A 12,876-nucleotide genomic window follows, 5' to 3' on the forward strand; every position below is an offset into this window, starting at 1 on the left:
CGCAAAGGACGCTGTAACACTTTGAATCTACGCATCGTGCTTTCCGAAAATCGATTCCGATTTTCGGGCCGATGCGCTAGTGAATGCCTTTTGTCAGGCCCTGCACGAAATAACGGTTGAGGAAGAGCACGATCAACACGATCGGGATCGTCGAAAAATGCGCCAGTGCGCCGAGCGTGCCCCAGGTGATGTCCTTCGTGCCATAAGCTGAAAGCAGCGCCACCGAGATCGGCTTGGAATCGAGCCGGGTGAGAAACATCGGATAGAGGAAGTCGTTCCAGGAAAACATCAGGCAGAACAGCGTGGAGGCGACGACGCCTGAGCGCACCGCCGGCAGCGCCACGCGCCAGAAGGAGCCGAACAGCGTACATCCATCCGTTAGTGCCGCCTCTTCCAGCTCCTTCGGCAGGCTGCGGAAATAGGAAAACATCATCCAGGTGACGAAGGCCGAATTCAGCATCGCGTTGATGAGCACGACGGCGACCCAACTGCCGAGCAGCCCGATATCGCGCATCATCAGATAGAAGGGGATCAGCGCCGCCACTGCCGGCACCATGCGGATTGCCATGAAGAAATAGGCAACCGCAATGGCATAGCGGCTGGTCGAGCGTGCAAGCGCATAGCCTGCCGGCACGCCGAGCAGCAGCGACAGGATCACCGAACCGCCGGCGATCAGCAGGCTTGACGATACGAGGCTCCAGACGTCGAACAGGCGGAAGACCGTCGCGAACTGCTCGAGGGTCGGTGTAAAAGTCAGTTTTGGCGGGATCGAGAAGATGTCGCGCGACGGCTTGTAGGCGGTCGAGGCCAGCCAGAGGAAGGGCAGCAGGAAAAAGGCGAGCATGACAAGGATGAAGGCGCGCTCGCCGATGCGGCCGAGGGTGCGTGTGCTCATCGCCCGTTCGCCTTTCTGTCCGCCTTGCGGATCAACAGGATGAAGCCTGCCGCGATTACGGCGATGCAGATCAGTGTCAGGTTGGAGATCGCCGAGGCGCGGCCGATATTGAAGAATTCCAGCCCCTGCTTCACCGCATGCAGCATCAGCGTGTTGGTCGCGTTGCCCGGCCCGCCGCCCGTCGTTACGTAAACGCTGTCGAAGATGCGGAAGGCATCGATGGTGCGCAGCGTCAGCGCCAGCAGGATAGAAGGCAACATCAGCGGAATGACGATGATTCTCAGCCGCTGCAGCGCCGTTGCCCCATCCACTTCCGATGCCTCGAGAATATCGCCCGGCAGCGCTTTCAGCCCAGCAAGCAGAATCAGCGCCACCAGCGGCGTCCATTCCCATATGTCGACGAAAATAAGGGTCACCAGAGCCGAACTCGGATTGGCAAAAAGCCCACGCGGATCGGAAAGCCCGAACTCGGCGAGATAATAGCCGACAAGCCCGTAATCGGCGAGCAGCAGCGCCCGGAAGATCAATCCGACCACCAGCGGCGTGATCGTCACCGGTATCAGGATCAGCGCTAGGCAGATCCGGTTGAAGCGGTCATCGCGCCAGAGCGCCAGCGCAGTGGCAAAGCCGAGCAGCAGTTCGACAGTCACAGCGCCGACCGTGAAGATGACGGTGTTGACGAAGGCCCCGCGTGTCACCGGGTCGGAGAGAAGGTCGATATAGTTGCCGAGGCCGACGAAATGCGTCCGCGCCGGCTTGAGCAGATTATATTCGTAGAGGCTGAACCAGATGCCCTGCGCCAGCGGCCAGACGCCGATGACGAGCACGTAGATGAAGGCCGGCAGCGTCATCAGGATGAAGAACAACCGCCTGCGCTCCAGATAGGAAACGCTCAAGGCCGGGGAGGGCTTCAGCGCGGAAGTGAGGGATAGGGTCACGTCATGTCCATCAGGTTCCTGGTTCGATGCGCGCTACCGGGATCGAGCCCGGGGCTCACCCGATCATGAAGCCTGAGGCGCATCGGATCAATGGTCTGGAAACGGTGGAGCCGCGACATAGGCCGCGGCCCCCGGGGAGGAAACCGTTTTGTTCTCAGAAGAGCTTTGCAGCGGCTTCCTGAGCGGCGTCGAGCGCCTTCTTGGGATCGGCATTGCCGACCAGCACGTCGTTGACGGCGGTGCCGAGCAGGTCCTGAATCTCTGGATATTGCGGGATGCGCGGACGATATTCGCCGTCACCATGCTCGAAGGTTTCGGCGATGACAGGCAGGAAGGGGAACTTCTTCAGCAGATCGGGATCGGTCATCTCGCTCTTGCGCAGGAAGCTGCCGGCGCCCATCATGTTGAATTCCTTGTGCACCGGCGGACTGACCAGCCACTTGATGAAGGCCCAGGCGGCTTCCTTCTGCGTGTCCTTGATGCCGGCGTTGATCGCCATGCCCCAGCCGCCGATCCCATAGACCTTCGGCAGACCGGCGCCGCGGGGCGCCGTCGTGATCGCCACCTTGTCGACGATCTTGGAAATCGACGGATCATAATAGCCGGGCGCGCCGACCGACCATGTCTGCATGGTCGCGGCAATGCCCTGGCGGAAGCTTTCCTCGCGTCCTCCCCAGTCATAATTAACGGCGCCGGGAGGTGCCGCTTTCATGAAGAGGTCCTTATAGACGATCAGGCTCTTGATATTGGCTTCGGAATTCAGCGCCGGCTTGCCGTCGGAATCGAGGATCGAACCGCCCATCTCGGTATTGTACTGCATCCAATCCTGTGCGACCGCCGGGCCCTTCTGGCCGTTGGCGACGAAGCCGTAGATCTTCTTGCTGGGGTCGGTCAGTTTGTAGGCGGCCTCGACCATTTCCTCCATCGTCGTCGGCGCCTTCAGGCCGGCGGCGTCGAAGAGATCCTTGCGATAGGCAAGCACGTTGGCATAACCGGCAAAGGGAAAGGCGACCTGCTTGTCTCCCCAGTGGCCAAGCGCGTTGAGAAGCGTCGGATAGATGTCGTCGAGCTTCAGTTCGGCGGCGTCGCGCTTCATCCACTCGGTGAGATCGACGGTGTATTTGTTTTCTGCATATTGGCCCGCCCAGACGATATCCATCGTCACCAGGTCGTAGCCGCCGGTGCCGCCGACGAAATCGGTCGTGGTCTTGGTTAGCAGCGAGCCGTAATCGAGAATGTCGACCTTGATCGTGGCGCCCGTCTCCTCGGTGAATTTGGGGGCGATGGCCGCCAGAACGGCGGCGAACTGGTCGTTCTGCGAGGCAAGCGTGAGCGTGATGCCCTCATATTTCTTGTCGGCGCCGATGGCGGAGCCCACAAATGCGACCGAGACGAGGCCCGCGATCGCCAATTTCCGTGTGAGACTGTTGAGCGATTTCATTTTTGCTCCCCTTTTTTGATTGGCTTGAGGCACTATACATCAAACAAAATCGCACTCAAGCGCACTTGACAAAAAAGCACAAACATTAAAAATCACAAATTAGAACATATTCGCGCATAAATGTCCATATTTTGTGCGCGTTGCATAAAAAATAGCAGGGAGTTGATCATTCCCTGCGCGTCTATACTGTCCTGTCCAACGCGCACGAGCTGCACATTCATGACGACTACGCCCGATGAGCGCCTGAGAGAGCTGGAGCGCCGCGCCCATGATGAAATGGCGCGCATAGAAGCCCTCTGCGCCGACTGGCCGACGCTTGGCGATCACAACCGCGATCTCCATTCCGTCACGATCTGCGGTGCCGGCGTCTCCGGCCTGTCGATCGCCTTTGCCCTGAAGCGGCGCGGCATCAGGTCCGTTCATGTGATCGATCAGAGCGAGGAAGGCCGCGAAGGCCCCTGGATCACCTGCGCCCGCATGCAGACACTGCGTTCGCCGAAATATCTCTCAGGCCCGGATCTTGGCATCCCGAGCCTGACGCTGCGCTCCTGGTACGAGGCGCTAAATGGCGCCGACGCCTGGGAAGTGCTCGACAAGATCAGCCGCCAGGACTGGATGGCCTATCTCGTCTGGTTTCGAAGGACCGTCGGCATCGACGTCGAAAACGACACGACGCTTTCCTCGATCAATCAGGCGGAAGGCGGACTTGCTCTCACGCTGTCAAAGGCTGACGGCACCAGCCGCACAGTCACCTGCCGCCAACTGGTGATGGCGACCGGCATCGACGGCTGCGGCGGCCCGCGCATACCGGCTATGGTCAAGGCGCTGCCGAAATCCGCCTGGACGCACAGCAACGAGCCGATAGCGATCGATTTCCTCAAGGGCAGGGATGTCGCGATCCTTGGCGGCGGCACGTCGAGCTTCGACTGGGCGGTGGCGGCGCTCGAAACCGGCGCCCGAGAGGTGACGATGTTTGCGCGAGGCGCCGATCTGCCGCGCACCGAGGTTCTCGCCTGGACAAATTTCCCCGGCTTTCTCGGCCATTTCGCCGACCTGCCGGATCTGGAGCGCTGGCGGTTCGCCCACCTCTACTTCAATTTCAAGGTGCCGCCGACCCAGGAGCAATATGACCGGGCCCGCCGCCACCCCGGCTTCACCATGCAGCTCGGCTGTGGCGTCCGCGAACTCTCGATGGACGGCGGCAGGATCAGGCTGACGACCGCAAATGGTAGCCACTATGCCGATCATCTCCTGCTCGGCACCGGTTACGACATTAATTTCGCCCTCAGGCCCGAGCTTGCCGGCCTCGTCGACGCCGCAGCGTTTTGGAAGGACCGTTTCGACCCGCCGCAGGGGGAGGAGAACGCCATGCTTGCCGACTATCCCTATCTCGGGCCCGGTTTCGAACTCACGCCCAGGCATGCCGAAGCCGGCTGGGTCTCGCGCATCCATATGTTCAATGCCGGCGCCCTACCGAGCCTTGGGCCGATCAGCAATGGCGTCACCGGTCTCAAATACGGCGTGCCGCGCATCGTCAGCGCCTTGGTGAAAGCTCTGTTCATCGAGGACTCCAACCGGTATCTTGAGGCATTGGCCGCCTATGACGAACCGCATTTCGATCCTGGCATAGACGAGGACGTCACGACATCAAGGGAGGTTTTGGCATGAGACAGGCTGCCGCCGTTCAATTATCGGGATTGGAGGCCGTCCTTTTGCGGGCACGCGAGGATAGCGTCGAATTTCCCTATCTGTTGGCCAACCACGTTCCGATGGTGCTGATCGCGCTCGATCGCCTCGGCGCCTCGGCGGAGCGGCTGGAACAATGGTACGAGCAGTATCGCGAGAGCCATGCACTTTCGCTGATGCCGCCGCCGGTTGCCCCGATTATCAGGGCGGACTGGGCCGACGCGCTTGGCGATCGTACGCGCGAGGCGGATTACCGTGCCTTCTTCATCGCCGAAACCCGCCGGCTCGGCATCGATGCCGTCATCCGTACCTATTTGCCGGCCATGGTGAACGGCCTTGCCGGCAGCGCCACGCATCCGCTGATGCGCCTTGCCTATGGTGTGCTGAAGAAGGACGACCAGGAGGTTGGCACTGCGCTCGGCTATTGGGCGGCCTGCTATCTGCCGCTGCCATCCGCGACCGATGCCGCCCCCGATACGGATGATCCGGGGAGCGTGCTTGCCGATGTCGGCAATATTGAAGGTATCCGCGATTATGAGCCGGAAACCGATCTGCTCTGGCATAATATCCGCGCCGTCGCCGCACTTCCGGGCTTCCGCCCCGTTATCGACCGCCTTGCCTTCAATGCCGATACGCCGCGCCGTATGGCCGCGACCTCGCTTGCCCTCTTTGCCGGAACCATGGATTTCACCGCACTTCATTCTGTCACCGGCATGCACTGGCTGCGCCTCGTCTCTCCGCACCTCGAAAATGCCGAGCCTTTCTACCGCGCCTTCTGGCAGGTGATCGCCTCGCTGGTGCCGAAGATCGGTTTTCCAGCACTCCCCACTGCCGAGGCGCTGGAAGAAATACGCAGACGACAGGCGCCCGCCTGGGCGGAGATCAAACGCGCCGCGGTATCCTCGGACGACGAACACGATGTCAGCCTGGTCTTTTCTGCCCTGCAGGAGGAAGAGGTGTGGAAGGATCCACTCTATCGCGTCGTCGCGGCGCGCCGGGTCGGGCTGATTGCATAGCGGATGATGGAAGAATTGATGACGCCGAGCCTCGTAGTCGAAAACGCTCGGACCGAAGCCGGCGAGATCGTCTCGCTCGTCCTGAACAATGACCGGATCGCCGCGATCGGCCCGAATGCGGCCGCCGGCATCGACCCCGCAGTGCCGCGTTTCGATGCTGCCGGCGGCCTTCTCTGCCTTCCCTTCGTCGACGGCCATATTCATCTCGACAAGACGTTGATCGGCCTGCCCTTCATACCGCATATTCCGGGCGGCACGGTCGCCAAGCGCATCGAGGCAGAAAAATCCCTGCGGCGCACGGTGGCGCTGCCGGTCGAAGCCCGCGGCGGCGCCCTGCTGGAGAAGCTTGCAGCCTACGGCACTCTCTCCGTTCGCAGCCACGTCGACATCGACACCGAAGTTGGCCTGAAAGGCCTCGAGGCCGTGCTCTCGCTGAAGCAGAGCCATGGTCACCTCGTCGATATCCAGACCGTTGCCTTCCCGCAATCCGGCGTGCTGCGCGATCCCGGCACGGCCGGGCTGCTCGATGCGGCCATCGCCGCCGGCGCCGATCTCGTCGGCGGCCTCGATCCCGCCGGCATCGACAACGATGTGACCGGCCATCTCGACGCGATCTTTTCCGTCGCATCCAAATACAGCGTCGGGCTCGATATTCATCTGCATGACGGCGGTGCACTCGGCGCCTTCGAACTTCGCCAGATCGCCGATCGCACGGCAGCACTCGGCCTCGAAGGCAAGGTGGTCGTCAGCCACGCTTTCTGCCTCGGCGAGCTGGAGGATGCCGAATTCGGCCGCACTGCCGCGGCCCTCGCCAGATCGGGCGTGGCGATCATGACCAGCGCGCCAGGAGCCGTGCCGATGCCACCGGTCAAGCGGCTTGCCGCCGCCGGCGTCCGGCTCTTCTGCGCCAACGACAATATCCGCGATGCCTGGTCGCCGTTCGGCAATGGCGACATGCTGGAGCGTGTCGGCATCCTCTGCGATCGCCAGGATTTCCGTTCGGATGAGGATCTGGCGGCGGCTTTCCGCCTGGCCACCCAAGCGCCGGCCGAAATCCTCGGCCGTCCGGTCGAGCCGCTCCGGGCCGGCTCGCGTGCCGATTTTGTTATCTTGCCCGCCGCGTCGCTGGCAGAAGCCGTCGCTACCCGTCCTCTCGATCGCATCGTCTTTCGCGGCGGCACTATTATCGCCCGCGGTGGGCGGCTGGTCGTCTGATTTCTCCATCAATTTATGGCGCATGGGAGCACTGCAGATGAACGGCCGACTTTGGATCCAATCGCCGCTCGCCATCATGTCAGAAGGCGCCGGGGGAGGCATCGTCATCGAGGGTGGCCGCATCGTCGAGCTGGTGGCGGCTGGACGGCAGCCTGCGACCCCCGTCGATGCACACTTCGACGCCGGCCGGCATGTCGTCATCCCCGGTCTCGTCAACACCCATCACCATATGTTCCAGACGCTGACGCGCGCCCATCCGGCCGCGATCAACAAGTCGCTTTGGCCATGGATCCGCGCGCTCTATCCGATCTGGGCACGACACATGACGCCCGAAGCCTTCCGTCTTGCCGTCCGTCTCGCGCTGACCGAGCTCCTCCTCTCCGGCTGCACCACCACCTCCGACCACCATTATCTCTATGCCGCCGGCCTGGAAGACGCGATGGATGTCGAAGTCCAGGAGGCGGCTCGCCTTGGCATGCGCATCACGCTGACGCGGGGCAGTCTCAATATCAAGGACCAGCAGGGCGTGATTTCGCCCGCCAATGTCGTGCAGGAAGACGACGTGATCCTCGCCGACAGCGAGCGTGTGCTCCGGCGTTATCACGACCGCTCCGAAGGGGCGATGACGCAGGTTGCGCTCGCGCCATGTGCGCCCTTCGACGTCACGCTGGAGCTGATGCGCGAAACGGCGGCACTGGCGGAACGCTACGATTGCCGTCTTCACACCCATCTGGTCGAGACCAGGGCGGAAGCAGAATTCTGCCGCAGCAAATTCGCCTGCACGCCGGTGGAATATCTCGACCGCTGCAACTGGCTGAGTGCCCGCACTTGGCTCGCCCACGGCATTCATTTCGACGATGCCGAGATCGTCGAACTCGGCCGGCACGGCGTCGGCATCTGCCATTGCCCGACATCCAACATGGTGCTTGCATCAGGCATGTGCCGCACCTGCGAGCTGGAAGCCGCAGGAGTGCCAGTCGGTCTTGGCGTCGACGGCTCGGCTTCCAATGACAATTCCAACCTGATGGAAAGCGTGCGTCATGCCCTGATGCTGAACCGCCTGACCTATGGCGCCGAAGCCGTTACCCATCTCGACGCGCTGCGTTGGGGAACCGCTGGCTCGGCAAGGCTGCTCGGTCGCGACGACATCGGGATCATCGCGCCGGGCCGCCAGGCGGACCTAGCCCTCTACAAGCTCGACGAATTGCGTTTCTCCGGTGCCGGCGATCCGCTGGCAGCCCTCGTGCTCTGCGGCGCCACCACGGCTGATCGCGTCATGATCGCAGGCGAATGGCGCGTCACCGACGGCATCCCGGAGGGTGTCGATATGGAGGCGCTGATTGCCGATCACAACCGCGTCGCCCGCAATTTTCTCCTGTCGGTCTGAGGAGGCCCCATGGCGATCGATTTCGTCATCCGCAATGCCCGTATCACCGGCTCGACCGAGCCGACCGACATCGCCTTCGAGGCGGGCCGCGTCGCGGCAATCTCGCCTCGTTTTGTCTGCGACGCGCCGCACCATGATGCCGGAGGGAAATTCGCCTGCGCCGGCCTGATCGACACCCATATCCACCTCGACAAGGCCGGCATCATCAGCCGCTGCAATCTCTGCACCGGGACGCTCTCGGAGGCCGTCAGCGAGACCTCGAGGGCCAAAACGGCCTTCACCGAAGAAGATGTCTATGCCCGCGCTGCCGCGGTGATCGAAAAGGCGATCGTCAACGGCACCACCCGCCTGCGCACCTTCGTCGAGATCGACCCGCGCGCCGGCTTCCGCTCGTTTGAGGCGATCAGAAAATTGAAGGCCGACTATACCAGCCTCATCGACATCGAAATCTGCGCATTCGCGCAGGAAGGTCTGACGAACGATCCCGGCACGGAGGGCATGCTCGAACAGGCGCTGAAGGCGGGGGCCGATCTGGTGGGGGGCTGCCCCTACACCGATCCGGAGCCGACCGAACACATCCGCCGCATCTTCGACCTCGCCGTGCGCCACGACGTCGCCGTCGATTTCCATCTCGATTTCGACCTCGATCCCGCAGGCTCGAATCTCCCTGTCGTCATAGCCGAGACACTCGCTCGCCGCTACCAGGGGCGCGTTTCGGTCGGCCACGTCACCAAGCTCTCTGCTTTGCCGCCGGAAGAGCTGGAGCCGATCGGCCGCCGTCTTGCCGAGGCCGGCATCGCGTTGACCGTCCTGCCGGCTACCGATCTCTTCCTGACAGGCCGTAATTCGACCCATCTCGTGCCGCGCGGCGTGACACCCGCTCACCGGTTGGCAGGGCTCGGCGTCGTCGCGACCATCTCCACCAACAATGTCCTGAATCCGTTCACGCCCTTCGGCGACGTCAACCTGATGCGCATGGCCAATCTTTACGCCAACATCGCCCAGATCGGCACTCCCGATGGCCTCGACGGCGTCTTCGCCATGATCACGACACAGGCTGCCACCCTCCTGGGAAAAAAGGCTTACGGCATTGCGATCGGCAGCGCGGCAGATATCGTCCTCTTCGATGCCCGCTCGGCTGCCGATGCCGTCGCGACAATCGCCCCGGCGAGCGCCGGGTGGAAAAATGGTCGCCGGAGCTTCCTTCGCCCGCGGCCGCAGCTTTTCCTGGACCAAGGCTAGGCACCACATACGCTTCGTGCTGGCGGGCAGTCTCCTCCAGCAGCTTCGGGCCGCACGCCGTCATGTCCGACGAGCCCTATGATCCGCTCCGTCGGTCTTGGAACCTGGGCCCTCCGCCGGTCAAATCCTATCCGCCGTTCGAACCTGCCGGCGAATGAGATAACGCCAAGGTGAGATCGTTGATGGTGTTACGTGGGCAACCCCCTCAGCTGACGCCGCGCTTCCGCATCATCAACATCAAGAACGGCGCTCCGATGAGTGCGGAAACAAGACCGGCCGGGATCTGGTAGGGCGATACGATCGTGCGGCCGACGAAGTCAGCCGCAACCATAAGTCCCCCTCCGATCAGAGCGGCGCCAACCATTTGCGGCAGCGCGCGCGCCAATCCCGCCTCCCGCGCAAGGTGAGGTCCCATGAGGCCGATAAATGACAGTGGGCCAACAGTGAGCGTCGCGGCGGCCGTCAACAATCCTGCGAGGCCAAAAAGCGCAAATCGCGATTTCGCCAAGGGTATGCCGACCGCCGCCGAAGGCGACGGCCCAAGCGGAAGGATGTCAAGCCAGCGGCGAACGGCGAGCGAGACGGCAATCAGCACGGCGCCGAGCGCCACCTCCATTGCGGCAGTCGGCCCCTCGATCAGATAGGTGGAACCGCTCATCCACCGCATCAGCAGAGCTGCTCTCGGATCTCCAGTCGAACTCAACACGCCGACGACGGCATCGACCATCGCGCTTAAGGCAATGCCCGCCAGCAGGACTCGCTCAGGCGCGAAGGCGGATCGCCGGGAGCTGACGAAGATGACAAAAAGAACGCTGATCGCACCGGCCACTGCAAATGCAAATTGCCCGGAAAACCCTGGAGCGACGGCAAAGAGGCCAATTGCAACACCGAAGGTCGCGCCGGCACTGATTCCCAGAACTTCGGGACTTGCCATTTCGTTTCCGGTCAGCCGCTGAAGGACAGAGCCCGCGACCGCAAGCATCGCGCCCGATGTCAGGGCGGCGAGGATTTTAGGTATCCTGATAGCAAGGACATCGACCGAAAATTCGCCTGATATAAAAGCCCAGCCGCCATTGACGTCGCGTCCGAGAAAGGCGCTGACCATCAACAGGACGAGCAGGCCGGCGGCCGCGATGATGACGGGTGCGCTTCCATCCCACCGACGGGATCGTCTGAACGGCGGCGATTGCTGCAGTCTATGACGGATCTTCAGCCGCGGCAGGAGCGCGAGAAGCAGCGGCGACCCGAAGATGGCTGTTACCGCCCCCGTCGGCAAGAAATCGCCAAGTCCGCCGGCGACGAGTTGCAGGATAGAGTCGGCGAAAAGCAGCAGCCCGGCACCGATCAGCGGAGACCAGAGGATAAGCTGCGCGGGACGCCGTGCTCCGGACAATCGCGCAATCGTCGGCGCGACCAGTCCAATGAAACCAATGACCCCAACAGCGCTCGTGACAAATGCGGCAAGCGCGACGGCAAGGGCGACGACAACGAAACGCAGACGGACCAATCGGACGCCGAGTGCCGTGGAACTGCTCTCGCCAAGATCGAGCAGCGAAAGCGGTCTCATCACGAAAACGCAGCCGATGGCGATGACAGCCAACTTCCAAAGAAGCGACAGGGGAATGACCCAGCTTTGCTGTGCCAGCGAGCCGGCGCCCCAGATGAACAGGCTCGAGAGGTAGCGCTGGTTCAAATAGGTCAGGATGGCAGCGAGGCCGCCGCACCAAAGACTGAGAACCAGCCCCGACAGAACAAGCGAATAAGGTGAAAAACCGCGGCGCGCCCCAAGGCTGACGACGATCACAGCAGCCGTCGCACTGCCGATCAGAGCGACAAGATCACGGCCGGCGCCAAGCAAGTCGGGGAGAAACAGCGATGTTACCACCAGCGCCAGGTTTGCTCCGGCCGACACGCCGAGGGTGGTAGGATCGGCGAGCGGGTTGCGCAAAACTTGCTGAAACAGCGCCCCGGACAAGGCAAGCGCGGCTCCGGCAATCAGCGCCGTCGCAAGACGGGGAAGCGTCGAATAGGTGAACACCATTCGCGTGACATCGTAATCCGGTCGCGCCATTTCTGACATCGCAGGAGCGGCAAGAAACCACGATGCCACGCCTCCACCGCACATCAGGAGTAGGAAGACAATTGCTGGCCCGATATTATCGCGGCGGGAAACCATCAAGCTTCCTTTTCCAGAAGATCTGTCAAAAGGCCGGCGAAACGCATGGCCTCGTTCACCATCCCGAACATCAGGGCTGGCGGCAGAATCGAAAGATGGCCTGGACGCGCAAACGCGAGCCTGTTCCACAGCGGGCTCTGAGCGAGCTTCGGAAGAACGTCCGGAGGAACGGGGTCAAAGGCGATCAGACGTGCGTCCGGATCGGTGATCTTGGAGAGATCTTCAATCCCGATCGTTTCGAAACCCCAGTAGTTCGACTCTCTGGTCCAGGCATTCCGGACACCGATGCGCTCGAGCACGTTGTGGAACAGTCCGGGAGTCGAGTAGATGCGGGCATGGCGGGCATCCATGAAATTCACCAGGGCGACCGGCGGCAGGTTCTTGCCCACCAGGCGGCTGCGGCATCGCTCAAAGAAGACGTCGGCTCGCGCCAGGAACAGCTCTGCTTCGTTCTCACGGCCAAGCTCAACGGCCAATTTACGCGTCGCCGCGATGGCAGCGGTAAGAATAGGTCCAATGCCCGGCGTAAAGATTTCCAGCCGAACGACTTTCGCCACCGACTGAAGCTTGGGCAACAGCTCATCCAGGTAGGGTGTGGTCAAAATGATGTCGGGATTCAGCGCGACGAGAATTTCAAAATTGACCTCGAACGAACTGCCGATATCGACGACGGATTTTGGCATCGGCGGTTCGACAACCCATCTGTCCCAATCGGCGAGGTCCGAAATCCCGACCGGAGGCAATCCGAGGGATAAAAGAGTGGACGCAAGACCGTAGTCGAGGCTGACGATCCTTGGGCCCATCGACTGGGCAATCAGCGGAGCGGGAATGAGCAAGGCCCCGGCAAACTGCAAAAAGAACCGCCGCGAAACCCCCATTG

10 protein-coding genes and 1 pseudogene are annotated in these 12,876 nt (G+C 62.1%); 6 read left to right on the forward strand and 5 right to left on the reverse strand.

The window, feature by feature from the left end:
• Positions 1-76: 76 nt before the first annotated feature.
• The 3 genes from HFO99_RS12540 to HFO99_RS12550 form a co-directional block, all read right to left on the reverse strand.
• Positions 77-895 carry a carbohydrate ABC transporter permease gene (locus tag HFO99_RS12540; protein ID WP_222254121.1) on the reverse strand — a complete coding sequence of 273 codons (819 nt, stop codon included), beginning with the start codon at positions 893-895 and terminating at the stop codon, positions 77-79.
• Positions 892-1,833, reverse strand: coding sequence for a sugar ABC transporter permease (locus HFO99_RS12545; protein ID WP_315857382.1), 942 nt, complete (start codon positions 1,831-1,833; stop codon positions 892-894). Before HFO99_RS12545 ends, HFO99_RS12540 begins: the two co-directional genes overlap by 4 nt.
• A 154-nt stretch (positions 1,834-1,987) precedes the next feature.
• Entirely contained in the window at positions 1,988-3,274 is a 1,287-nt protein-coding gene (locus tag HFO99_RS12550) for an ABC transporter substrate-binding protein (RefSeq protein ID WP_222361529.1), read from the reverse strand.
• A gap of 219 nt (positions 3,275-3,493) precedes the next feature.
• Between HFO99_RS12550 and HFO99_RS12555 the strand changes: the two genes are divergently transcribed.
• The 6 genes and pseudogenes from HFO99_RS12555 to HFO99_RS33915 form a co-directional block, all read left to right on the forward strand.
• Positions 3,494-4,942 (forward strand): NAD(P)-binding domain-containing protein, encoded by a 1,449-nt coding sequence (locus HFO99_RS12555; RefSeq protein WP_222361531.1) that lies wholly within the window; start codon positions 3,494-3,496, stop codon positions 4,940-4,942.
• Entirely contained in the window at positions 4,939-5,976 is a 1,038-nt protein-coding gene (locus HFO99_RS12560; protein WP_222361533.1) for a questin oxidase family protein, read from the forward strand. Before HFO99_RS12555 ends, HFO99_RS12560 begins: the two co-directional genes overlap by 4 nt.
• Positions 5,977-5,994: 18 nt before the next feature.
• Positions 5,995-7,191, forward strand: a complete 1,197-nt coding sequence (locus tag HFO99_RS12565; RefSeq protein ID WP_222361534.1) for an amidohydrolase family protein — start codon at positions 5,995-5,997, stop codon at positions 7,189-7,191.
• Positions 7,192-7,228: 37 nt separating this feature from the next.
• The gene (locus tag HFO99_RS12570; protein WP_222361535.1) at positions 7,229-8,578 is read left to right on the forward strand and encodes an 8-oxoguanine deaminase; all 1,350 of its coding nucleotides are present in this window, start codon (positions 7,229-7,231) and stop codon (positions 8,576-8,578) included.
• 9 nt (positions 8,579-8,587) lie between these two features.
• Positions 8,588-9,820: an amidohydrolase family protein gene (locus HFO99_RS12575; protein ID WP_222361536.1), complete on the forward strand. Its 1,233-nt coding sequence runs from the start codon at positions 8,588-8,590 to the stop codon at positions 9,818-9,820.
• Positions 9,821-9,885: 65 nt separating this feature from the next.
• Positions 9,886-9,972, forward strand: a pseudogene (locus HFO99_RS33915) (alpha/beta hydrolase); the annotation flags it as partial.
• A gap of 53 nt (positions 9,973-10,025) precedes the next feature.
• Here the strand turns inward: HFO99_RS33915 and fhuB are convergent.
• The gene (fhuB, locus tag HFO99_RS12580; RefSeq protein WP_222361537.1) at positions 10,026-11,996 is read right to left on the reverse strand and encodes a Fe(3+)-hydroxamate ABC transporter permease FhuB; all 1,971 of its coding nucleotides are present in this window, start codon (positions 11,994-11,996) and stop codon (positions 10,026-10,028) included.
• Complete coding sequence (locus tag HFO99_RS12585) at positions 11,996-12,874, reverse strand: iron-siderophore ABC transporter substrate-binding protein (protein WP_222361538.1); 879 nt, start codon at positions 12,872-12,874, stop codon at positions 11,996-11,998. Before HFO99_RS12585 ends, fhuB begins: the two co-directional genes overlap by 1 nt.
• Positions 12,875-12,876 lie beyond the last annotated feature (2 nt).

The sequence above is a fragment of the Rhizobium leguminosarum genome (assembly GCF_019798305.1).
Lineage (GTDB): Bacteria > Pseudomonadota > Alphaproteobacteria > Rhizobiales > Rhizobiaceae > Rhizobium > Rhizobium leguminosarum_U.

What these genes read in the sequence shown, in the direction of transcription:
- HFO99_RS12540 (WP_222254121.1), bottom strand. Translation starts at nt 895, where the DNA reads ATGAGCACACGCACCCTCGGCCGCATCGGCGAGCGCGCCTTCATCCTT.
- HFO99_RS12550 (WP_222361529.1), bottom strand. Translation starts at nt 3,274, where the DNA reads ATGAAATCGCTCAACAGTCTCACACGGAAATTGGCGATCGCGGGCCTC.
- HFO99_RS12555 (WP_222361531.1), top strand. Translation starts at nt 3,494, where the DNA reads ATGACGACTACGCCCGATGAGCGCCTGAGAGAGCTGGAGCGCCGCGCC.
- HFO99_RS12560 (WP_222361533.1), top strand. Translation starts at nt 4,939, where the DNA reads ATGAGACAGGCTGCCGCCGTTCAATTATCGGGATTGGAGGCCGTCCTT.
- HFO99_RS12565 (WP_222361534.1), top strand. Translation starts at nt 5,995, where the DNA reads ATGACGCCGAGCCTCGTAGTCGAAAACGCTCGGACCGAAGCCGGCGAG.
- HFO99_RS12570 (WP_222361535.1), top strand. Translation starts at nt 7,229, where the DNA reads ATGAACGGCCGACTTTGGATCCAATCGCCGCTCGCCATCATGTCAGAA.
- HFO99_RS12575 (WP_222361536.1), top strand. Translation starts at nt 8,588, where the DNA reads ATGGCGATCGATTTCGTCATCCGCAATGCCCGTATCACCGGCTCGACC.
- fhuB (WP_222361537.1), bottom strand. Translation starts at nt 11,996, where the DNA reads ATGGTTTCCCGCCGCGATAATATCGGGCCAGCAATTGTCTTCCTACTC.
- HFO99_RS12585 (WP_222361538.1), bottom strand. Translation starts at nt 12,874, where the DNA reads ATGGGGGTTTCGCGGCGGTTCTTTTTGCAGTTTGCCGGGGCCTTGCTC.